Annotated in this window: 21 protein-coding genes; 6 read left to right on the top strand and 15 right to left on the bottom strand. The window is 65.8% G+C overall.

The window, feature by feature from the left end:
- Nucleotides 1-22: 22 nt before the first annotated feature.
- The 4 genes from BEP68_RS11435 to BEP68_RS11420 form a co-directional block, all read right to left on the bottom strand.
- Nucleotides 23-817, bottom strand: a complete 795-nt coding sequence (locus BEP68_RS11435; protein WP_187250035.1) for an enoyl-CoA hydratase/isomerase family protein — start codon at nucleotides 815-817, stop codon at nucleotides 23-25.
- Nucleotides 818-863: 46 nt separating this feature from the next.
- Complete coding sequence (locus BEP68_RS11430; protein ID WP_053098921.1) at nucleotides 864-1355, bottom strand: FBP domain-containing protein; 492 nt, start codon at nucleotides 1353-1355, stop codon at nucleotides 864-866.
- A 261-nt stretch (nucleotides 1356-1616) separates the two neighbouring features.
- Nucleotides 1617-4259, bottom strand: coding sequence for a LuxR C-terminal-related transcriptional regulator (locus tag BEP68_RS11425; protein WP_187250034.1), 2643 nt, complete (start codon nucleotides 4257-4259; stop codon nucleotides 1617-1619).
- Nucleotides 4260-4379: 120 nt separating this feature from the next.
- Nucleotides 4380-5087, bottom strand: a complete 708-nt coding sequence (locus tag BEP68_RS11420; protein ID WP_053098919.1) for a FadR/GntR family transcriptional regulator — start codon at nucleotides 5085-5087, stop codon at nucleotides 4380-4382.
- 138 nt (nucleotides 5088-5225) lie between these two features.
- On the opposite strand from BEP68_RS11420, the gene BEP68_RS11415 reads away from it, so the two are divergent.
- Genes BEP68_RS11415 through BEP68_RS11405 form a run of 3 tightly spaced genes read left to right on the top strand, consistent with a single transcriptional unit; the run spans nucleotide 5226 to nucleotide 7693 of the window.
- The gene (locus BEP68_RS11415) at nucleotides 5226-6635 is read left to right on the top strand and encodes a GntP family permease (protein WP_372984322.1); all 1410 of its coding nucleotides are present in this window, start codon (nucleotides 5226-5228) and stop codon (nucleotides 6633-6635) included.
- A 10-nt stretch (nucleotides 6636-6645) separates the two neighbouring features.
- On the top strand, nucleotides 6646-7161 hold the full coding sequence (locus tag BEP68_RS11410) for a gluconokinase (RefSeq protein WP_372984381.1): 516 nt from the start codon (nucleotides 6646-6648) through the stop codon (nucleotides 7159-7161).
- A gap of 31 nt (nucleotides 7162-7192) precedes the next feature.
- On the top strand, nucleotides 7193-7693 hold the full coding sequence (locus BEP68_RS11405; RefSeq protein WP_187250033.1) for a hypothetical protein: 501 nt from the start codon (nucleotides 7193-7195) through the stop codon (nucleotides 7691-7693).
- Here the strand turns inward: BEP68_RS11405 and BEP68_RS11400 are convergent.
- Genes BEP68_RS11400 through BEP68_RS11390 form a run of 3 tightly spaced genes read right to left on the bottom strand, consistent with a single transcriptional unit; the run spans nucleotide 7683 to nucleotide 9325 of the window.
- Nucleotides 7683-8156, bottom strand: a complete 474-nt coding sequence (locus BEP68_RS11400; RefSeq protein ID WP_072590829.1) for a heme-binding protein — start codon at nucleotides 8154-8156, stop codon at nucleotides 7683-7685. The genes BEP68_RS11405 and BEP68_RS11400 overlap by 11 nt on opposite strands.
- Nucleotides 8157-8182: 26 nt before the next feature.
- Nucleotides 8183-9046, bottom strand: a complete 864-nt coding sequence (locus BEP68_RS11395) for an FHA domain-containing protein (protein ID WP_187250032.1) — start codon at nucleotides 9044-9046, stop codon at nucleotides 8183-8185.
- A gap of 12 nt (nucleotides 9047-9058) precedes the next feature.
- Nucleotides 9059-9325, bottom strand: a complete 267-nt coding sequence (locus BEP68_RS11390) for a hypothetical protein (RefSeq protein WP_053098914.1) — start codon at nucleotides 9323-9325, stop codon at nucleotides 9059-9061.
- Between the two features lie 218 nt (nucleotides 9326-9543).
- Between BEP68_RS11390 and BEP68_RS11385 the strand changes: the two genes are divergently transcribed.
- The gene (locus BEP68_RS11385; RefSeq protein WP_187250031.1) at nucleotides 9544-10137 is read left to right on the top strand and encodes a fasciclin domain-containing protein; all 594 of its coding nucleotides are present in this window, start codon (nucleotides 9544-9546) and stop codon (nucleotides 10135-10137) included.
- A 784-nt stretch (nucleotides 10138-10921) separates the two neighbouring features.
- Here BEP68_RS11385 and BEP68_RS11380 read toward each other — a convergent pair.
- The 6 genes from BEP68_RS11380 to BEP68_RS11355 form a co-directional block, all read right to left on the bottom strand.
- Complete coding sequence (locus tag BEP68_RS11380; protein WP_187250030.1) at nucleotides 10922-12754, bottom strand: ATP-binding cassette domain-containing protein; 1833 nt, start codon at nucleotides 12752-12754, stop codon at nucleotides 10922-10924.
- A 35-nt stretch (nucleotides 12755-12789) separates the two neighbouring features.
- Nucleotides 12790-13995 carry a hypothetical protein gene (locus BEP68_RS11375; RefSeq protein ID WP_187250029.1) on the bottom strand — a complete coding sequence of 402 codons (1206 nt, stop codon included), beginning with the start codon at nucleotides 13993-13995 and terminating at the stop codon, nucleotides 12790-12792.
- Nucleotides 13996-14008: 13 nt separating this feature from the next.
- Nucleotides 14009-14911 (bottom strand): hypothetical protein, encoded by a 903-nt coding sequence (locus BEP68_RS11370; RefSeq protein WP_187250028.1) that lies wholly within the window; start codon nucleotides 14909-14911, stop codon nucleotides 14009-14011.
- On the bottom strand, nucleotides 14911-15330 hold the full coding sequence (locus BEP68_RS11365) for a peptidase inhibitor family I36 protein (RefSeq protein WP_187250027.1): 420 nt from the start codon (nucleotides 15328-15330) through the stop codon (nucleotides 14911-14913). The genes BEP68_RS11370 and BEP68_RS11365 overlap by 1 nt, the downstream gene beginning before the upstream one ends.
- 575 nt (nucleotides 15331-15905) lie before the next feature.
- On the bottom strand, nucleotides 15906-16358 hold the full coding sequence (locus BEP68_RS11360; RefSeq protein WP_187250026.1) for a hypothetical protein: 453 nt from the start codon (nucleotides 16356-16358) through the stop codon (nucleotides 15906-15908).
- Nucleotides 16355-17458: a hypothetical protein gene (locus BEP68_RS11355; protein WP_187250025.1), complete on the bottom strand. Its 1104-nt coding sequence runs from the start codon at nucleotides 17456-17458 to the stop codon at nucleotides 16355-16357. The genes BEP68_RS11360 and BEP68_RS11355 overlap by 4 nt, the downstream gene beginning before the upstream one ends.
- A 444-nt stretch (nucleotides 17459-17902) precedes the next feature.
- On the opposite strand from BEP68_RS11355, the gene BEP68_RS11350 reads away from it, so the two are divergent.
- The gene (locus BEP68_RS11350; protein ID WP_187250024.1) at nucleotides 17903-18232 is read left to right on the top strand and encodes a histone-like nucleoid-structuring protein Lsr2; all 330 of its coding nucleotides are present in this window, start codon (nucleotides 17903-17905) and stop codon (nucleotides 18230-18232) included.
- 569 nt (nucleotides 18233-18801) lie between these two features.
- Complete coding sequence (locus BEP68_RS11345; protein ID WP_187250023.1) at nucleotides 18802-19377, top strand: hypothetical protein; 576 nt, start codon at nucleotides 18802-18804, stop codon at nucleotides 19375-19377.
- Between the two features lie 12 nt (nucleotides 19378-19389).
- Here the strand turns inward: BEP68_RS11345 and BEP68_RS11340 are convergent, their stop codons facing one another.
- The gene (locus tag BEP68_RS11340) at nucleotides 19390-19884 is read right to left on the bottom strand and encodes a hypothetical protein (RefSeq protein ID WP_141651271.1); all 495 of its coding nucleotides are present in this window, start codon (nucleotides 19882-19884) and stop codon (nucleotides 19390-19392) included.
- Nucleotides 19881-20393 (bottom strand): RNA polymerase sigma factor, encoded by a 513-nt coding sequence (locus tag BEP68_RS11335; protein WP_187250148.1) that lies wholly within the window; start codon nucleotides 20391-20393, stop codon nucleotides 19881-19883. Before BEP68_RS11335 ends, BEP68_RS11340 begins: the two co-directional genes overlap by 4 nt.
- Nucleotides 20394-20523 lie beyond the last annotated feature (130 nt).

Genomic DNA, 20523 nt, shown 5'->3' with positions numbered 1-20523 from the left:
GGCGAACCGGCTCCCGCGGGAATCAGCCCTTGCGTGCGGATGCCGCGGCGAACGCGGCGATCCGGGCCTGAGCGTCCGGGGTCGCCAGGGAGGCGCCGATCGAGCGCGCCTCCTCGCTCAGCTGCTCGGCGAACGTCCGCTCGGGCTGAGAGCGGACGAGGCGCTTCGCGTGACCGTACGCTTCAGCCGCACCGGCGAGCCAGAAGCGGGCGATCTCTTCCGCACGCGCCCTCACCCGGCCGGCTTCGTCCGCAGAGTCGGCCCCGTCGACGGCCTCTGCGACGAGGCCCCATTCCACGGCTTCCGCGGCCGTCAGGAGGCGGTCCTGCAGCACCAGCTGCAGCGCGCGGCGCTGTCCGACCGCTCGAGCGAGCTGAGCCGAGACCGACAGGTCGGGTGTCAGCCCGATGTTCGCATAGAGGCTGCCCAGCCGAGAGCGTGAGCCGACCACGGCGTAGTCGCTGCTGAGCAGGATGCCGAGCCCGCCGCCGGCGGTCGTCCCGTGGGCTGCGGCGACGACCGGCACCGCAGACTCGGTCAGCGACCGGATCCCGGCGTTGATGACTTCGGCCAGGGCCGTGATCTCGTCACCCGATCCCATCGTCGTCGCCATCTCGATGACATCACCGCCGGCGCAGAACGCGGGGCCCGACGCATCGATCAGGATCGCCTTCACATCCGTGCGCGACGTCGCCTCGGCCGTCGCGTCGCGCCACGCGTGCGCCAGATCGGAGTTGAAGGCATTGAGCCGTGAGGGACGGTTCAGTGTGAGCCGGGCCAGCCCCTCATCGACGGTGAACAGGATGGCATCGTTCATGGCTTCTCCTTCGAGCGCAGGACGTATGCGACCAGGCTAACCGTGATCAGGCCTGCTGCCTCACGCGGCCCACGAAGGCCTCCATTCGCCGCCTCGTGCCGTCGAGACGGACGTCCACCTGTCCGGGGGCGAGGATCTCGTTCGGGGCGAGCGGGTGGGCGAGTCTCACGTTCTCGTGACAGGAGAGATCGGCGCACATGTAGGTGCCGACGGAGTCGCCCCGCTCACCGGCCTCGCCTGCGAGCCGTGCTGAGAAGAGCGCCACCTGGTTTCCCGGCTGCATGGTGTGGCAGATGTTGCACATGCCCGAACGACCTCGGCCGGGGTCCGAGACTCGCAGCACGAACCCCGAGACCTCACCGTCGTGCTGAGTGAGCACGTAGCCGCGCCGACCCGCACTCGGGTCTCGCCACGCGAAGAAGTCCAGGTAGTCCCAGTCGATCAGGACGAAGTCGTGGGGCATCTCCATGACCCGCAGCTCGTCGGCATCCGCATTGACGAACGAGGCACGGACGTCTGCTTCGGTGAGCGCTCGCATCGCTCCAGTCTATGAACACCGGTGCGCATGGGGTCGCGACCAGGCGTCCGAGATCGCGGCGAGGCGCGGCCAGGGTGAGTTCCAGGGCGAAATACCGCGTGTTGGATGCGCTCCCTCACGACCCCGACGCGCCCGCACCTATCGTGAACACAGGTCGACGAGAGCACGAACCCCCAGGTTCACCCCTCCCACGCTCCCGACTCTGAGGCGCACCGCGCGTCACCCGAACTCGGGGTGCGCCTCGATCGACCGGTCAGTCGCTCAGTCCTCGAGCAGCCCCAGCTCTGCGGCGCGCAGAAGAGCCTGCTCCCTGTTCGACGCACCGAGCTTGCGATACGCGCTGCGACGTTGGACCTTCACCGTGTTCGGTGAGACGAAGAGTGCCGCGGCGAGCGCGTCGGTGGACGACGTCCTCCGCAGCTCTCGCATCACCGCGAGTTCTCTCGACGTGAGCCTGACCGGGGGCGGCAGCGCCGGGAACGGGCATCCGTCCGAGGCGCGCGCGAGATAGGAGTCGAGGAATTCCTGCTCGGTCGGCGCGCACAGTTCGCGCACCTCGCTCAGCACGTCACCGGCGAAGAGCGCGAGCGGAGCCTGAGAGCGCTGCTCTCGCATCACGGCGACGGCGCGAGACATCGCGCGGGCAGATGCCTCACGCCTGCCCAACCGTGCTGCCGCGGCTGAGGACGTGATGGCTGCGAGGCAGAGCCGGTCGAGGTCCGGGTCGCGTTCGGCCTGGGCGACCTCGGCCGCGGCGTAGGAACGCGCGTCGTCACCGGTGAGGAGCGCGACGAACGCCTCGACGGCGAGCCGAGCCGGATCATCGCCCGGGAGCCCTGCCGCAGTCCGTCGGGCCGCCGTCTGGTCGCCGAGCGCCAGCGACGCCATCGCCTGCGCGACAGTCAGCCGGGACGATCCGTAGTCGGAGACCGCCGAGTTCACGCCCCGCCCGAGCGAATGGGCGATGGCCAGCGATGCCTCGGCCGCGCGCCCCTCGCGCACCTCGATCTCGCTCTGAACGCAGACGAGGTAGGGCCAGAGCTCCGTCGTTCCCAGGTGGTGTGCGATCGAATCCGTACGGCGTCTGGCCTCGTCGAGATCGAGCGCCGCGATGGCGATGACGGCGTGGGCGATCTGCTCCAGTATCCCGAACTGCTCCGATCGCCAGGCGGGCGGCGGATCGACGCCGTCGATCTCGTCGAGGACCCGCCGCGCATCGGACAGCCGTCCCCGCAGGGCGTATACGCCGGCGAGAGTCGCAGCGCAGTGATACCAGCCGCCGTCGTCATCGGGCATCCGCAGACCGACACCGTCTTCGAGGATCATGACGGTATGCGCGACCTGAATCGTCATGCCGAGCTCCAGGACCTCGATGGCATCCGAGATCCGACCCAGCTGAAAGAAGCTGAGCCCGCAGTTGCTGAGCAGCAGCGCCGCGAATCCGGTGCACTCCGCACGCTGCTCGGCATCCATCGTGTGGAAGACCTGAACAACCAGATCGGCGGACATCCCGGATCGCCGGAACTGCCCGGCGAACCGCTCGGCCAGCGCCTTCGCGCTGAGCATCCAGAACCGCTCGACGGGGTCATCGTCGACGCCCCGGCGGCCGAGTGACAGCGCGGCGCCCTGGAAATAGGCGAACGCGCGCAGCCGTTGACCGAGACGCAGCAGGACCAAAGCCAGCAGCATGCCGAGCAGCGGATGACGCGCGAGCACGAGAGGATTCTCGCGACGCAGCAGCGTCTCGACTTCGCGCGGACTCGACCGCGAGAGGATGAACCAGGACTTGCGCCCGAGGCGCACCGCGAGGACGTAGTCCCTCGCTCTCATCGCGTTGGTCAGCGCCTCGAGATGGCGGCCGTGCTCGGAAGCCCACAGCGCGACTGTTCGGCGGATCGGTGCCACGGCGTCGAGTGGCCGCTGATCGAGTCGGCGCGCGAGCGCTTCGCGCAGCAGCGGGGTGTAGACGAACCCGAGACCGTCATCCGCCGGTTCCCACATGCCCAGTCCGTAGAGCTCGGCCCGATCGAGGTGCTCGTCCCCGCCATCCGGCCAGCCGAGACGCCGGACGATCTCGCGCGTCACTCTCCCCGGCACCGAAGTCCGAAGCAGGAACTCCTGGAAGTCGGCCGGAGCATCCGGACCGATCAGGCTGGCCATCAGAGCATCAGCGAGCCCTTGCACCTCGACGGCGGCGATCTCGACCGGGTCCCGATGGGTCGCGAGAGCAAGGCCCAACGCCCGGGCTGCGAGGGGCAGTGCGCTCTCCTCACCGAGCGGATGCGGCGGGAGCGCCTGACCGGATACGCGTTCCACCACCGCCCGAGCCTCGTCACACGTGAAGAAGAGATGCGCGGGTCCGACGACGCACACGTCCGCGGACGCGAGCATCTGCAGCGTCCGCGTCACCGTCGAGCGGCGCGTCGCCACGACGATCCGCAGGAGCGGTGCGGCGTCGAGAAGATCGAGAGCCCGCCCGAGAAACGACCGCTCATCGGCCCGCTCCGCATTGTCGATCAGTAGGACGCACGGGCGACTCAGGTCGCCGAGCAGACGCGCGAGCTCGCCGCCCGGATCCCGGACGCTGTCGAACCCACGCAGCGCCGAGCGAGCGGTGCTCCGATCAGCGATCAAGTCCTGGACGATGACCTTGGTCAGGATCTCGCGAAGCATGAGGTGCTCGTTCGTGACGCTCTCGTCGAACCCGAGTCGCACCGCAGCAGCCGCTCGCTCTTCCTGCACCGTCGCCCACTGGCTCAGCAGAACCGACTTCCCACCTCCGGCGGGGCCGCTGATGACCGTCAGGGCATGCCCTCGATCGAAGATCTCCGTCAGCCGCGGACGATCGAGCATGTGCAGGGGAAGACGCGCGCCGCGCGCACGTCCGCCTGTCCCCTGCTCCATCGCCGGCCTCCCCCGAGAACGCGAAACTCTCCGCGATCCGATCGTAGGTCTGCGAACGATTCCGGAATACTGCGGAAGCCGACGTATACCGAGATATCGGCTGAGGCTGCCGCTCTTCGGCTACTCGGCAGCGCGCTGCATCGCCTCGTCGGCCTCCATGACGATGCTCCGCATCGCTGACGCCGCGGCATCGGCGTCTCCGCCCGCAACCGCGAACGCGACATCCCGATGCCACTGCACAGCGCTCTGATTGGCCACGTGCGGCATGAGGTCATGCGCCGTGCGCCCCCTGAGCACCGCCTCGACCATGCCGCCCAGAGCGGCGAGCATCCGATTGCCGGACGAATCCAGCAGAAGACGGTGAAGCCTGATGTCCGCGGTGAGGTAGCGCTCTCGGTCGGCCTCGTGGTCCTCCTCGCTCATCGCGACGACGAGTGAGACGAGCTCGACCTTCTGTTCCGACGTCGCGTTCACCGCAGCGAGTCGCGCAGCGAGCGGTTCGATCACGGAACGGAGCTGGCTGAGCTCGCGAAGCTGCTCATCGCGACCGGGGCCCGCGAGTCGCCACGCGATCACCTCGGGCGCGTAGACGTTCCAATCGGCCCGCGGCCGCACCTCGACACCCGATTTCCGCCGCACCCAGACAAGACCGAAGGACTCGAGGACCCGCACCGCCTCACGGGCGGCGGAGCGGGACACTCCCCGCTCCTGAGCGAGCTCCACCGTCAGCATCCGCGAGCCCGGGGGGTGCTCGCCGTCGACGATCGCGCGACCGAGCTCGGCGACGAGCGAGTCGTGGACAGGGCTTGCAGGGCCGGCGACGGTCATATGTCGAGTATGCCCGCCACAGGGTCGTTGACGTGGGACGTCTCAGGCGATTGTTTCGGTTATGTTGCGCATGACGTGGTATGCGTGCTTATTATGTACGGCATAAGGTCGTAAACCACGCCCGGATCAAGGAAGCTCATGGCACTCTTCACCCCCGCCGCCGACGCGCTCATGACGGCAGTCGCCGACACGGCAGCCCCTGACCGCCCCGCCGGTCAGCTGATCACCGCCGCAGTGCTCGGGATCGCGATCATCATCGTCCTCATCACGTGGGTGAAGCTGCATCCCTTCCTGTCGCTCACCATCGGCGCGCTCGCCACCGGCGCGATCGCCGGCATGGACATCGCGGCATCGGTCACCAGCTTCTCGACCGGATTCGGCACCACGATGGGCGGGGTGGGAATCCTGATCGCCCTCGGTGCCATCTACGGAAAGCTCCTCGCCGACTCGGGTGGTGCCGACCGCATCGTCGATACGCTCGTCAGCCGTGCCAGCGCACGGTCGCTGCCGTGGGTCATGGGACTCATCGGTGCGGTCATCGGTCTCCCGATGTTCTTCGAGGTCGGCCTCGTGCTCCTCGTGCCGGTCATCATCCTCGTCGCACGGCGCTCCGGGGCGCCACTCATGCGCATCGCGATCCCGACGCTCGCCGGCCTCTCGGCCATGCACGGCCTCGTGCCGCCGCACCCGGGCCCGCTCGCCGCGATCGACGCGCTCGGAGCCAACCTCGGCCTCACCCTCGCCTTCGGTGTGATCGTCGCGATCCCCGCCGTGATCATCTCTGGGCCGCTCTTCGCCCGCTTCGCAGAGCGCTGGGTCGACGTCCCGGTCCCCGAGCTGTTCGTGACGGACGAGGACGAGGGCATCGAGCAGCGTCGCCGCCCGTCGTTCGGCGCGACGCTCTTCAGCATCCTGCTCCCCGTGTTCCTCATGCTCGCCAAGGCTGTCGCCGACATCTCGGCCGCAGGCTCCGACGCCCCGTGGAAGGTCGCGCTCGACTTCCTCGGCACGCCGGTCATCGCCCTGCTCATCGCCGTGCTCGCCGGATTCTTCATCCTCGGCCGCGGCGCCGGATTCGACCGCACGAAGATCAACGACATCGTCGGCTCGTCGCTCGGCCCGATCGCCGGCATCCTGCTGATCGTCGGCGCGGGTGGCGGATTCAAGCAGGTGCTGGTCGACACCGGCATCGGCAACGTGATCGCCCAGTTCGTCTCCGGGTCGTCCGTCTCCGTGTTGATCCTCGCGTGGCTGGTCGCCGTCGTCATCCGCATCGCCACGGGATCCGCGACCGTCGCGACGATCACCGCCGCCGGCATCCTGCAGCCGCTCACCGAGACCCTCGACTCCCCCATGGTCGCGCTGCTGGTGCTCGCGATCGGCTCGGGCTCGGTGTTCCTGTCGCATGTCAATGATGCGGGTTTCTGGCTCATCAAGGAGTACTTCGGCCTCAGCATCCCGCAGACTCTGAAGTCATGGACAGTACTCGAATGCCTCATCTCCGTCACCGGTCTCGCCGGCGTCCTCGTCCTGAGCATGTTCGTCTGAGCGCGCCATGATGTCCGTCAACGCACCCGTCCTCGTCTTCATGGGCGTCGCCAGCACCGGAAAGTCGACCGTGGCAGCGATGCTCGCCGGCCGTCTCGGCTGGGCGTTCGAAGAGGGCGACGACCTGCATCCCGAGGCGAACGTCGCCAAGATGGCTGCCGGCCACGCTCTGAACGACGAGGACCGCTGGCCCTGGCTCGACCGCATCGCCGAGTGGATCGATGAGCGCATCGACGCCGGCGAGCCCGGCATCGTGACCTGCTCCGCCCTGCGACGCAGCTACCGCGACGTGCTTCGCCGGGATGCGGTCACGTTCGTGCACTTCGCCGGCGAGCGCGAGCTGATCCTCGAGCGGATGCTGCGCCGCCAGGGGCACTTCATGCCCGCCACACTGCTCGACTCGCAATTCGCGACGCTCGAACCCCTGGAGGCGGACGAGCGGGCCATCGAGATCGACATCGCTCTGACGCCGGCTGAGCAGGCCGCTCAGATCGCGTCACGGCTGCGGTTGCACCCGGACTACTGAGACGATGCCTCGGCCCGCGACACTCTGAGTCATGAAGAACTCGATGTGGCGCGCTGTGCGGATCCTGGTCGCGGCGACGACGCTCAGCGTCGGGCTGACCGGCTGCTCGTCCTCCTCCGGCGGAACTCAGCCTGCGAACGATGCGTCGACTGCGGAGACGCCCCTTGGCGCCGGTTCGGTCAGCGACGCCCCTCGTGCGAGCCCTCTCAGCTGCGATGGCGTGGCTGTGATGTTGACGGTCGATCCGCTGTCAGCCACCGCCGGGCAGACGGTCTCCGTGTCAGTGCATCCCCCCGAGTGCCTCGACGAGCTCTGGGCGGGCGAGGTGATCATCCGCTCCCCCGAGGGCGATCTGCGCACCGGTTCACGTCTCGAGGTCGGAGCGACCTCGGTGTCGGTCGAGGTGCCGCCCGATCTCACGGGGACGCCGATGCTGATGCTCGTACCCGATCTCGATTGCGAGCGATCAGGTGCGACCGGCGACTGCCACTATCCATACGCGGAGATCGAGATCCGCGCCGCTACTCCGTGAGCAGACCCAGCCCTGCGATCCCCTCGACGACCAGGTCGTGGTCGTCCGATGACGGAAGTCCCGACACCGTCGCGACCGCGACGACACCCACACCGTCGACGCGGATCGGCACCGACCCACCCGCGACCGCGTAGACGACCGGATCGAGCCATCCCGGCTCGTACATGTCCCGGCCGCCCTGCTCGATGCGCGCTTCGAGCAGAGCCGTGCTGGTCTCGAACCTGAGAGCGGTCGCCGCCTTCTTCGCCGCCCATGCGTCGTTGTCGGCCGTCGCGCCCGGCAGAGATGCGTGGAAGAGGACCCCTGACGGGGTGCGCACGTCCACCGCGACCGGGTGACCCTCGGCCAATGCCCGTTCTGCGATCGAGCGACCCAGCTCCCATGCGTCCCTGCGGTCGAAGCGGCGCAGGACGAGTTCGACGTGCTCCTTCTCGAGCTGCGCGATCCGTGTCTGGTCACTCATGTCCGGTACCTCTCGTGTGCGTCTGTTCAGCCGAGTTCCCCCGATCCGTACGGTCGAATCGGCTGCTGCCTCTGGAAGGCGTACTCGCCACCCTGACGTCCTCCGAAGGGGCGTCCGTGATCGGCGAACTCCTCACGATAGAACGCCAGCCGCCAGGATCCGATCTCGATCCGCGATCCGGTGCGCAGAATCCGGGCATCCTCCGAGCTGTGCGGCAGATTGGGCCGCCCGCCGCCGGTGGGGGCGTACGAATACAGGACGTACTCGTCGTCCTCGTTGTGGCGGACTTCGGCGTGCAGCGCCTCCACTCCCTCGAGCCGCAGGTCGGCGTCCTTGCCCGAGCCGATCGTCGTCCGTCCGGGAAGGAGATCGAACTCACGCGGCCTGGTGCTGTTCCAGTCGCCGTTCCCGACCGCGAAGATCAGCCGTGGTCGACCGGATCCGGGAAGGTAGTGGGTGGTCGTCACCCGCCGCGGCACCCGACGTGCCAACGTGGGAACGAGGGGGAAGAGAGTGGGCGGCGGGGCGGGGAGGCGGAACCGGCTGCCATCGTCCCGGTGCTTCACCTCCGAGAGCAGCGCCGACAGATGTCCGAGCCTGATGTGCGACGACCCGGCGATCGCACGGCCGACAGGCCCTGACCTGACGTCGCCGAGCTGGAGCAGAGTCCCCTTCGGCCCTTCCACACGCACGCTGAGGCCTCGTCGCGACAAGGCATCGGCGAGAGGTGCCAGCTGCGTGAGCTCGCGGCGACCCATGCCGGTGAGGCCCGCAGTGGACTCGAACGAGATGACGACCGCCCGACCCGCGGCACGCACGGTGAAGCGAGTCGGAGATGCGCCGTCCGAAGCGACGTGCTCGACCTTCAGGTCGATATCGAGACGGATCATGGTGGCAGGCCGTCAGGCCGGCCGGCTCTCGCCGGATTCGCTGTCGCTGGTCGTCACGCGCAGCGTGCCGTTGAACTTCCACGTCGCGCGAGGCGCATCCGGCCCGATATCCCGAGGGACTTCCACGGTCATGTCCTCGAACGTGTAGTTGACCGCCGCTCCGCGACCGGTCAGATAGGCCCACATCTCTCGGCCGAGATCCGTCCAGTCCGTGATCGATGCTCCACTCGGCCCCGAGGCCTCGGAGAACAGTTCGGACGTTTCCTTCTCATCACTCATGGGGTGCTCCTTCGCTGGTGCCCGGTGGTGTTGAAGCGATTATGCGCGCCCCCGATCACTCTGTCCATATGTTTTTGAATACAGTCCAGAAACTGTCTTCCGCTCTCCGAGGCAGCTCAGAGAAACTTCGCGGCCGGTGCATCCAAACGGTGGTGACCAGCGGAATAACCCTGTGTCACGACCCTCGCCGTGACCCCGATCGACAATGGAGTTGAACGATGACTGGAAAGATCCGCGCCTCCCTCGCAGGGGTGGCCGCACTCGCCCTCGTCCTGACCGCCGCGCCCGCACAGGCCGCAGAGACAGCACGCCCCTCGGGGAACATCGTCGATGTTCTCGTCACCGCCTCAGGAGGAGGCGCTCCAGACCGAAACGCCAACGACTACGACCTGCTCGTCCAGGCGGTGCTCGCCACCGGCCTCGACAGCACGCTCGCAGATCCGGCGGGAACGTTCACCGTCTTCGCTCCGAACGATCGAGCCTTCCTGCGGCTGGTGTCCGACCTGACGGGCACCGCACCCGCATCCGAGGCGGCGGCACTGACCACGCTCACGACCGCCTTCACCACCGACCAGATCGCCGACATCCTGCTGTACCACGTCGTCGCGGGCAAGAAGCTGGGCCCGATCAAGGTCATCACGTCGAATTCACTCACCATGGCCAACGGCGGGGTCGTCCGGCCGCGCGGCGTCTTCTTGCGTGACGAGAGCCCCACCCTGCGGGACCCAGCCCTGGTGCTGTGGCGGGTGAACATCACCGCGAACAATGGAGTGATCCACACGATCGATCGCGTCCTGGTTCCTGCGATGTGAGCACGCCGTGAAAAGGAAACGCCCCCGAGGACGGGGGCGTTTCTCCGGCTCGTCGATCTCGTGATCGAGAACAACGAACAGAGGGTGGGGTTTTCCCGTGTCCCCGAGTCCTACCCTTTACAGGGATCGGGGCCCGCGATTCCTACGCGTTTCCCACGCGTTCCTTTCGCGATTCCCACGGATACCCCCGACTGCCCTACTCCTGCTTGAGGTGCCAGCGGGCGAAACTCAGGATTCGGCCGCGGCGCCGTCGCCCTCAGGTTCTGGCTCTCCCCAGGGGATCGCCTACCTGAGGGCCTGCTACGTCGAGACTGAGCTCGCCCTGCGACGCTCTCGTCGTGCCTGTTGTCTCATCGGTTGAGCTGCCACTGCCCAACGGTCGCGCACAGTGCGACCCAGCCAGCCCAGGGACCTCTGGGCGGCCTGCCGACAGCTCACGCAAGAAAGCAGAACTGGCACCGAAACGAGGAAAGCCCCCGGTATTCCCGGGGGCTTTCCTCGTTTGACCTGGCATTCTGAGATACGAGAACAAAATCCTCGAGATCCGGGAATACCCCATGGTGGGGGTTTCCCGTATCTCCGCGAGCCATACTCTCTACAGGGATCGCGGCCCCCCATTTTCACGCGTTTCCTACTCGTTCCTTTCGCTATTCCCACGCACGTCCTCGACTGCCTTACTCTCGCTTGAGAACGCCGCAGCTCGCAGTCAGGGTTGAGCGACGGACGCGTTCAGGTCGGTTTGGACAGTCGTTGAGAGCGGTTGGAGGAGCGGCGCGATGCTCGCTCAGCCGCGTAGGGCTGTGAGCGGACTCACCCTTGCGGCACGGGCAGCGCCGAGGAACGAGCTCAGGGTCGCCAGGCAGAGACCGGCGAGAACAGCCGCTGGGGCGAGCGCGAGATCGAACACCGGCAGCCAGCGCTGCGCGATAGTGAAGACAAGCAGTGCGATTACGCCGATGAACAGGCCGACCAGTCCACCGCACAACCCCACCAGCGCAGCCTCAAGCGACACGAGGATCCCCAGGTCTCGTCCCCGTGCCCCCACTGCCCGACGAAGACCGAGTTCACCGCTGCGCGCCATCACTGAACTTGTGATGGCGTTGGCGAGTGTCAGGATCGCCACCAAGCCCGCGAGAACAGTGAAGGCTAGGAGGGCGATCTGCACTCCGCCTTCCACTTCTTGCCTGAGACTCTGTGGATCCACCGGCACGCTGACGTTGTACAGCTCGGGGTGCCTTGGATCGATGGCGAGGGCCACGTGGCTCCCCACTTGGCTCGCGGCGCCGCTCGACGTGACAATCGCGAGTTGACTGCCCGCCTGTGGACTTTGCTCGAGCGCCTGCTCCTCGCCCATGATGAGTTCGCCGGAGAGCAACGGGAACCGGTCGGACGTCTCCACTATGCCGACCACGACGTAGTTCTGACCTCCAACCGAGATGACCGGCGTCAACGCGAGCGGCGCGAGGTCCAGCTGTCGTGCGAGGGCCCTCCCGACGATGACTTGACCGTTGGCGACGGTGTCGTGGTTGTTCGCCCACGTCATCGTCGATGAGGTCGCCCCGGGGATATCGCCGACTGCGCCTCGCAGCGTCACCTTGAAGGCGCCCGCCGGAGTCGCGACGTCGACTTCGCCATGGTCGACGAGCCCCGCGACGGCTTCGACGCCTGCGAGGCCAGCCGCGTCCTCCATGGCGTCGGCTACAGCTCTCGCCGATGGTTGATCCCAGGTGACCGCGACCTCTCTGTTCGCGCGTGCATCGAAAGTCTCCGAGACTTGTGCGCTTGCCGAAGCCCCGAGGCCCAGCGAGATAATCATGAGCGCTACGGCGACCGCGACAGCGAGTACGAGGCCCAGACTTTGGCCGCCCCGCGACATGACCGAACGCACCGCCTCGCGGAGCATGTCCGAGCTCCGCACCCGGCGCAGCCCCGAATGCGCGGGCTTGGGGGCGGTGTCGGCAGACCGGCGCGCACCGTTGTCCGAGACGATCTGACCATCCGAGATCCGCACGATCCGGTCCGCAGTCGCGGCAACCTCGTCTGAATGTGTGACGACGACAACGGTGCCGCCCGAGCGATGGATGTTCTGGAATTCGGCGAGAACGGCCGCCCCTGTCTCACTGTCCAAGTTGCCGGTCGGTTCATCCGCCAAAATCACCGGGTTTCCCGACGCCACAGCACGGGATATCGCGACTCTCTGACGTTGCCCACCTGACAGTTTCGACGCCAGCCCCTTCTCGCGGCCCCCGAGGCCCAGCGAGGACAATGCGCTGGACGCACGCTCCGCTCGCTCTGTGGCCGGCACTCCCTGGTAGAAGAGCGCGAGCTCCGCACTGTCAGAGATCGGGCGGCGGTCGAGTAGATGGAAGGCCTGGAACACGAACCCGAACATCGTTGCCCGTAAGCGTGTGCGCTCGGTCTCCGAGAGGGACGAGGTGGCAATACCCCCGACGAAATACTCCCCGGATGTCGGTGAGTCAAGCAAGCCCAGCAGCGACAGCAGCGTTGTCTTGCCTCCCCCGGACGGTCCCACGATGGCGACGAACTCCCCTTCGTGGATGGCGAGATTGATGTCGGCGAGCGCATGAAGCGGCGTGTCAGAGTCCGCCTCGAACACTCGGCCAACACTCTCGAGCCGCAGCAATGGCTCGCTCATCCGAGAAGAACCCGCCGGCCTTCGGCGACCCCGGCCTCGTCGGTGGAGATCGCAGCCAGGCCGTCCTGCACCGCGATGATGTCGACGCGGACCCGAGCGAAGTCACCTTCGGCGTCTTCGACCATGAGCGTTCCCGTCCCATCTGTCTCGACCGATACGGCGGACAGCGGCACGAGGAGAGCGTCGCGTGCGAGCGGCTCTTTCTGCAGCGACACGCTAGCGGGACGTCCGACGAGCTCGTCGTTGACCGCGCTCCCGTCAGCGGGCAGCACCACAGCAAAGTACGTTGGGGCAACATTGTCGGCGTTCTGCTGCGTGTCGGGACCCGGCGCTTGGGTCGCGACCTCGACGCTCGTGACGGTGGCCGGCATGGATTCGCCGCCTTCAACGGCGACGGTGACCACACTTCCGGCCGGCAAGTCCTCTGGGCTGTCGAGCGCCACCCGAATCTCCGTCGCCGAGCTATCGGTTGTCAGGGCGCTGTCATCGCTGATGAAAGCGCCAAGTTCCGGGGTGCTCCGCACCGTGGCAGGCAGTGAGGTCGATGCTGCCAGTGCCGCAAGGGGGATGTAGACGCTCGGTGCCGGAGAGGAGGTCTCGGTGGGCTTCTCGTCCGCGGTCTTGGTCGTGGCCGCGTCTGCGCTCGCCTCAGCGGGCGCGCGTGTCAGGGCGGTATACCCCGCGCGGGTGTAGAGCGCCTTCGTCGCGGTAGCGGTCTGCGCGCCGAACGTACCGTCGGCTTCACCCAGCAAGCCCAGGCCGACGAGTCCGGATTGGAACGCGAGCACGTCGGGCCCCTTGTCTCCAAGGCCGAGGTCTCGGTAGAAGGGGAACGCGCTCTCGAAAATGAAGACGGGGTTCCCGTTTACCTCAAGGATCACGGCACCGCGATCTACTTGCCCGCCCGGGGTGACCGGCGCTTTCGTCACGACGCTCCGTGCCGTTTCGGCAGGCCCGGCCAAAGGAATCGACTGCCGTCCCGCGAATGCCACGGACGCTGGCCAGGTTTGCGTCTCGATGAGATCGCCGCGCTCAATGGTCGCCAGCAGGGGCGCCTGGCTCGGTGGTGCTGCAGCCGCTTCGACCTGCTGTGGGGAGACGAAGGTCAGTGCAACTGCCCACCCTCCGACAATGAGCGCGCCAGCAAGGGCAATCGCACCCGCAACGATCCACCACTTACGTCTGGGTCGCGTTCCTTTCATCTGTCGACTGCCTTTACTTGGTCGGAGCGTTTTCCGAGATTGCGGTGAGGAGGCGGTCGCGATCTTCGCTGAGTTCGGTGCGCATTCGCTGGAGCCTATCCGAGTTCTTGGTCACGAACTCGACCTGGAGATCCCAGACCGTTTGGTAGTACGCGTCGAGCCAGCCGGATTCTTCCGCGCATTCCGCGTCCGCGGTCGCCATCTGGATCTCTTCGGGACTTGCTTTTGTACCCGGTACCCCGATTTGCCACTTTTCTATCAAGGCGTCGCCGGGAGCCTCGTTAGGCACCGGCGGCAGGCCACCAAAGCCCTTGTCCTCCATGCACGCAGCCCACACGACTCCTGCCGCGACAACGTCATCTTTCAGCTCCGCCTCGTCGTTTATTGTCTGCGCGGCGTCAACGGCGTAGTAGAGGGTCTCGTCGGACGGCACCGGGAGTGCGGAACGACTTTCATCACGACACGCTTCCAAGATCGGATCGAACCCAGGAGTCGTCTCAGCGATGCGCCCCGCGTCCGCGACGAATTCTCTCCACTCATCCGAGTTTTCGTAGTCGTTCGGCGCACGGTGATACCCGTAGGCATGCGCGAGCTCGGGGGTGAAAAGTTGCTGGAGCCCGGCGCTAAACGATGGCCCGGCCGTCCGGTCGATTGGCTGCCATGGGACTGGCCAGTCGATCCCGTGCTTCGCGTAACAAGGCTTCTCGAGGAGTGCCTCTGCGTAGTCTCGCAGTGGTGCCGACGTGTATGTGAACTCGTCTAGCGGGAGTGACCACTCCGCGACGTTCTGCGGCGGGAGTTCGCCTGACAGATCTTCTGTAGCGGTACAGCCGACGATGAGCAGAGACGCAGTGGCGAGCCCGAGGGCTGCGAGCAGTGCTCGCAGCCCTCGGGTCCTGCGATGAGGAAAGACCATCAGTTGAACGAGGCGAAGTAGCCGGACTCGATATTGTCGCCATGAGAGCCCGACAGGAAGTAATTCCAACTCCCCTTCGGGATCGAGAACAAGAAGCCTCTCTTGCTGGTGCTGGCGTACATGTAGGCGGTTTCCGTGATTCCGTTGTTGAAGATCGACGTCGCGGAGTTTCCCGCGTTGTAATTCGTGCCGAGGTACTTGTAGTTGTTGTAATTCGAGATGTGCTGCTGGAACAGCTGCAACGCCGAACCCGAGCCGTCGGTTACGGACAACGAGTCCTTCCAGGTACACAGGTAGGACGACGGGCAGTTACCGTTGGCCGCCGACGCGGGCGCAGCGATCCCGAAGGTTGCTGCGATCCCGATAGCCGCGGCAGTGAACCCCCTCGCCAACTTCTTCTTGACATTGCTTCGTCGCATAAGTATTTATCCTTTGTCATTGTGAAGCACAGGCGCCTCACAGGTTCGAAAGTTATCGACAGGAGCGAGTGAGAGCAACCGATGATTCATTCCCATAGTTTCTTCCCCTCCACTCCTGCGCATTTCCAACCCTCTGATACATGCAACAGGCCGCGCACACGCGGACTTCTGCCGGTTGCGACTTAGATCCCCGAGTTCTCGCGGGTCTTGAGTTGCTCGGTCTTGATCTTGCGGCGGAGTGAACGATCTGTATGTAGGCCATTTGGGGGACATGGATCAGCCGCCGAGCTGCTCCCATCGAATCATGCAGCGGCGCGCTGGATGCTCTACGGGCGCAGAACTCTTTTGTTCCTGTCTCGAATTCTGTAGTTACCTCAGGCGCATGCCGGGCTCCGCGCGACATGTTCACGGCGCCACCCATAAGAGCGCGCTCACCTGACCTGAATCCGCCATTTGCGAACTGCATCGACGTCGGTAGTTACGATTGCTTTCCTTCGAGACCTCACGCATTCCTCGAAGGCGAGGGAAACCGTGTGCCGCTCGGCCGCGCACAGCGGGCGGAGCGGCACACGGCGTCATCCGAGCGAAGCGAACCAGGCGATGGACACCCACCCGAGCGCAGCGAACACGAGAGCCACATGCACAAGCAGACGCTGCATCGCCGCAGTCCGGCGCCAGAGCAGCCAGATCACGACGACAGCCGCGACGCAGACGACGGTGCCCGCAATTGCCCAGATGGTCGGTGTCCACCCTGACTGCGTGGTGACGAGGGTTCCGTCCTGCATGTCATAGATGCACTGCCGGCCCGCCGGGAATGACGTCCGTTCAACCGCGAACCGATACGTGTCTCCCACGAGCGTCGCGCCGGTTGGCGCATCGGCCGCACAGTCCGTATACGCGTCGCGGGCGTCGACGTACTGCGACACCAACGCACCCCACACAGGCAGCATCCCGAGGAAGCCGGCCGCCACGAGCAGCCACCCTCTCACTGTTGAGGAGGTGTCTTGCCGAGTCACGTTCCTGGTCATGCAGGGCAAGTGTAGGTCACAGGATCCGCAAGACCACGGTTGTCCGACGACCAGCACTTATTGGGGGCAACCCATCCCCGGCTCTCAGCGAGCGTCGGACGGTATCCCGCGGTTCCGGCAGCGACGCCCATGCAGTCGGTGTTCTCGAGCAGCGGGAAGTCCGCGCACCAGGTATTGGTGATGGTCTGGACTCCGCCGGAGATCTTGCCGGTCGTGTCCAACCCCCGCGGTGCGTCAATTGTCAGCAGTATGTCCTGGGTCCCCGTCGGGCCCGACGGGAGCTCCTGCGGGAGTCGGAAGCCGATTGCGATGGAGTTCTTGTTGCAGTCATCGAGAAGGTCGTTGTAGTCGGGGTACGCGCCAATGGCAGGCGGCGCCTGCTCGAGTCCGTTACCGATGTTCATCAGCACCGACCACGTCCATGCGTAGTTTTTCGCGAATGGACGGTCTTTGTAGTCCGCCGGGCATCCGACGGGGCGCGGGCTGCCCTGGTACCCCGCCTGGTCAGTCTTGATATTGACCTCGAACTCCATGCCGAAGATGTCGTCGAGGGCAGTGGTGCTCGTCGTCGTCCCGTTCCACGCGTAGTACTGCACGAATCTCACGTCGCTCGCGCTCTGGCGATAGACCTCCACCTCCGCGTAAGTGGGTGTCCACTCTGCGGGTGCTCGGAGGGCTTCAGTGTTCTCGGAGGCAGCGTGTGCCTGGCGATCCGCGAACAAGGTCTCCACCTTCTCCGCGTCGGCAGGCGGTGCAACGAAATCGGCCAACCTCGCGCTCACCTTGTCGGTTGCCGCGTCTTCCTGGGCGATCTGCTCGAGCTCATCAGCAGGGACACTGATGAGAGCTGAAACGACCATTGGCTCAGTTCCATACTGGTCGTGGAAGTCACTGAGGAAGTCGTCGACGCTCTGCGTGCCGCTCACCGCAAACTCACCGACGATCTGAGGATTCTCAAACCGGTATGCCAGAACTGGATAGCCGTGATATTCGGCAGTCGTCACGGCATCCGTCAATCGCGTCGTGTGCGGCAAGGGCACGTAGTAGAACGCGGAGTCTGCCGCCGCCGGAGCTTCGGCACTCACTGCGGGCTGAGCCATTGCCGCCTGTGGTCCGCCAACCATGACCAATGCGGCGGCCAGAGCCGCCGCAGATGCCAGTGGCTTCCAATAAGTTCGGTTTCGCATATCTACTCCGTATCGATGAGTCTGGTGTCGTCGCGCCTCGACCATTCGGACTATTCCGCGGAGCTTGTGACTAGAGCGCCGATCCGCGAGAACAACACGGCGATGAGCGAGACAGAAACACCCTAAGTAGTCGGAGTTCGTGGTCATCGACGAGCTGGACGCGGCTCGATCCGCGCCATAGCAGGGCCATCTCCGCGATTCTCACCGGTCTGTGCACGCCCTCGATGGTCGGCAGAATGGCTCAGATTCTGTAGTCAGGACCCAGCCAGGTAGTCGCGAAGTCCATGCCGCCCTATCACTTATAGGATCCAGAAGACCGCGACGAAGATGAGCGTGGCACCTCATGATTGGATCTCCATGGCACAGCGGCGAATCGTCGAGCTCATCGACGACTTGGACCAGTCGACCATCGACGAGGGCGGCAAGGTCACGTTCGAACTCAACGGCACCTCGAACGAAATCGACCTGACCAACGCCAACCAGGAGAAGCTCCGCGACGCCCTCGCTCCGTTCATCAAGGCGGGACGGCGGGTGCGCCCTCTGGCGTCCCGTGGCTCTTCCGCCGTCGCGCCGCCGTCGGCGGATGAGAGGGGCACCATCCGCACATGGGCACGTCGCAACGGTTACGCCGTGGGTGACCGCGGTCATATCGCGGCCGACATCGTCGCGGCCTATCGCTCATCGTGAGCTCACCGCCCGGCTGTCCTGGACACCGGGGTCGATACACACCGTCGCGACATCGAGACCCTCTCTTGCGATGAGAACCGTCGGCGCGTCGACCGAGTCGAGGACTCCTCGAATCACGACGAGGTAGCGTCCTCTCTCGCGCGCTTCGCCCGCGCTCTAGCCCGGTAGTCGCGGTGCTTCGCGTCGGCTGCATAGGCCACTTGTGATGTGCGCCCCGGTAGACCCTGCCCTTGCCGTTGCACGCCTCATCACGCTCGGACGACTCCGCGCGGAGCTCGTTGACGCTGCCCCCTCGCGTTCTGGACGCCGGTCTCCCTCCGGCCCGATCTGTGCGTGGCAGCGGCGCAGTCGGACACCAGCGTCCTTCGTGACGCTGGTGTCGAGTGCGCCTGGAAGTACGCAACCGCCGTCGCCGAAGGCACACCGGAGTACAGAGATCGAGTCAAACCGTGAGGCCGACTTCCCCGTAAATACGCGGATCTCGACCTGTTGAGCGGAGTAGTGCAGGAACCCCGGACTGGGGGTTGGACATACCGAAGCGAATCCAACCCCTACCGGAGGAGCTTCCTTTGTCTCGACGATTCCTGCCAGCTGCCGTGGCGCTCATCGCAACCCTCGCGTTCGCCGCGCCCTCGCCGGCACTCGCATCTGCGGAACCCACCGTCCCCGCCGCCTGCACCGTCGGAGGTGTAGCCATCCCCGACGGCGAGCCGGTTCCCGACGACATCCCCACCGTGGTCTCCTGCTTCGATTCGGTCGAAGCAGCGGAACAGTTCATAGAAGATGGTGCACCAGGCGATTACCAGCAGCTTCACCCGGAGGGCGTGAGTGCTCGTGCGGCGGCCGCAGCCACCGTAACAGTCGGCAAGATCTGGACCGGGACGTCGCGCTCGGGGTCTGTTCTTCTTCACTGGGGCTCTGGAAGCGGTTGTTACGGCGTGACGTTCGGCTTCCCGAGTCTCGGATCCGGGTGGACCAACAACGTGCGGTCGGCGGAAGGGTTCAACAACTGCTGGTCGTCGCAGTACGACGGAACGAGCTACACCGGCGCGGTCCTGACCTGCGCCCCGTACTGTTCCTCATTGGGCACACTGGCCGCGAAGACGTCGTCCATCGTCTACCGCCCGGTCGGAACCTTCGGTTGATCCTCGTCCGGCTCAGCTCTGATACGGGTGCAAGCGAAGCGTCGAGCACTCGATCTTTCCTGGCACGACCGCTGCTTCGCCATTGTCGGTGACGCAGGTCGTGAACTCGGACGGAGCAACAGCCGGGCCTGGCGTCGCGGACAGTGGGTCCGTCTCGGCAAACGCACCGGACTCCCACATCTGGATGCATACAGCCTCTGCGTCTTCAATCGGTACGACGCCGTCTGGCGTGGCGATACTCACCGCCGCGCCAGACAGCGTGCCGTCCGGGTTCCGGTATGGACCTTCGAGGCACTGCACGATGCTGGTGTCGTCGACCGGGCGTTCTTCCAAGAGGACCACGGCGGCGACTCCTGCCCCCGCCACAACGAGCACGCCAGCGGCGATGGATAGCCGCCCCGTAAGGGTCTTCCACCATGGCTGGCGCGACAAGTCCCGGCGCATCTGCTCGATGAGCAAGTCCTGCACCTCGCGGCGGTGCGGCATTCCTTCGGATGGGTCAGTCACGCGTTCGCCTCCTCTGTTGTCGGAGCATACTCATGAAGCACTCCTCGCAGGCGGGTCTTCACGCGCGACAACCGGGACTTGACCGTCCCCTCGGGTATGCCGAGCACGACCGCTGCCTCCGAGGTAGGTAGTTCTTGGATCACGCACAGGATGACGACGCTCGCGTCCCGCTGGTTGAGGTGGAGCAAGGCCTCGCGCACGTCGCTCGAGATCCTCAGGGAGTCCATGGCCTGGGCAACTTCGTCGGCATGGTCGGGAACGTCGCCGTCGTGCGGGATACGGGTGAGGAGCCGTTGGTACCGGCGACGGGAACGAAGGCTGTTTTTCGCTGCGAACGACGTCGTCGCCAGGAGCCAAGGCAGCACCGATCCGTCGACGACCCGGACTTTGTCGCGCTTGCGCCACAGTTCGAAGAATGCGGTAGCCGCGACCTCTTCGGCATCCCACGTGGTGCGCATCAGCACGAGCGACATTCGCCACACCGGAGCCTGGTGCCGGTCGTGCAACATGCGATACGCCGGTTCGTCGCCTCGCGAAAGGCGGAAGAGGAGTTCGCCGTCGTGAGGCGCCCTCGTCTCTGCGTTCTCCGACACTGCCTCACCTCGCGACGTACAGACATCGGAAAGCCCCGACTGCCTC

The organism is Microbacterium sp. 4-7 (assembly GCF_014332665.1).
Lineage (GTDB): Bacteria > Actinomycetota > Actinomycetes > Actinomycetales > Microbacteriaceae > Microbacterium.
The sequence above is the reverse complement of the archived record's forward strand: the minus strand, read 5'-3'. Positions and strand labels throughout refer to the sequence as shown.

What these genes read in the sequence shown, in the direction of transcription:
- BEP68_RS11435 (WP_187250035.1), bottom strand. Translation starts at nt 817, where the DNA reads ATGAACGATGCCATCCTGTTCACCGTCGATGAGGGGCTGGCCCGGCTC.
- BEP68_RS11430 (WP_053098921.1), bottom strand. Translation starts at nt 1,355, where the DNA reads ATGCGAGCGCTCACCGAAGCAGACGTCCGTGCCTCGTTCGTCAATGCG.
- BEP68_RS11425 (WP_187250034.1), bottom strand. Translation starts at nt 4,259, where the DNA reads ATGGAGCAGGGGACAGGCGGACGTGCGCGCGGCGCGCGTCTTCCCCTG.
- BEP68_RS11420 (WP_053098919.1), bottom strand. Translation starts at nt 5,087, where the DNA reads ATGACCGTCGCCGGCCCTGCAAGCCCTGTCCACGACTCGCTCGTCGCC.
- BEP68_RS11415 (WP_372984322.1), top strand. Translation starts at nt 5,226, where the DNA reads ATGGCACTCTTCACCCCCGCCGCCGACGCGCTCATGACGGCAGTCGCC.
- BEP68_RS11410 (WP_372984381.1), top strand. Translation starts at nt 6,646, where the DNA reads ATGTCCGTCAACGCACCCGTCCTCGTCTTCATGGGCGTCGCCAGCACC.
- BEP68_RS11405 (WP_187250033.1), top strand. Translation starts at nt 7,193, where the DNA reads ATGAAGAACTCGATGTGGCGCGCTGTGCGGATCCTGGTCGCGGCGACG.
- BEP68_RS11400 (WP_072590829.1), bottom strand. Translation starts at nt 8,156, where the DNA reads ATGAGTGACCAGACACGGATCGCGCAGCTCGAGAAGGAGCACGTCGAA.
- BEP68_RS11395 (WP_187250032.1), bottom strand. Translation starts at nt 9,046, where the DNA reads ATGATCCGTCTCGATATCGACCTGAAGGTCGAGCACGTCGCTTCGGAC.
- BEP68_RS11390 (WP_053098914.1), bottom strand. Translation starts at nt 9,325, where the DNA reads ATGAGTGATGAGAAGGAAACGTCCGAACTGTTCTCCGAGGCCTCGGGG.
- BEP68_RS11385 (WP_187250031.1), top strand. Translation starts at nt 9,544, where the DNA reads ATGACTGGAAAGATCCGCGCCTCCCTCGCAGGGGTGGCCGCACTCGCC.
- BEP68_RS11375 (WP_187250029.1), bottom strand. Translation starts at nt 13,995, where the DNA reads ATGAAAGGAACGCGACCCAGACGTAAGTGGTGGATCGTTGCGGGTGCG.
- BEP68_RS11370 (WP_187250028.1), bottom strand. Translation starts at nt 14,911, where the DNA reads ATGGTCTTTCCTCATCGCAGGACCCGAGGGCTGCGAGCACTGCTCGCA.
- BEP68_RS11365 (WP_187250027.1), bottom strand. Translation starts at nt 15,330, where the DNA reads ATGCGACGAAGCAATGTCAAGAAGAAGTTGGCGAGGGGGTTCACTGCC.
- BEP68_RS11360 (WP_187250026.1), bottom strand. Translation starts at nt 16,358, where the DNA reads ATGACCAGGAACGTGACTCGGCAAGACACCTCCTCAACAGTGAGAGGG.
- BEP68_RS11355 (WP_187250025.1), bottom strand. Translation starts at nt 17,458, where the DNA reads ATGGCTCAGCCCGCAGTGAGTGCCGAAGCTCCGGCGGCGGCAGACTCC.
- BEP68_RS11350 (WP_187250024.1), top strand. Translation starts at nt 17,903, where the DNA reads ATGGCACAGCGGCGAATCGTCGAGCTCATCGACGACTTGGACCAGTCG.
- BEP68_RS11335 (WP_187250148.1), bottom strand. Translation starts at nt 20,393, where the DNA reads ATGTTGCACGACCGGCACCAGGCTCCGGTGTGGCGAATGTCGCTCGTG.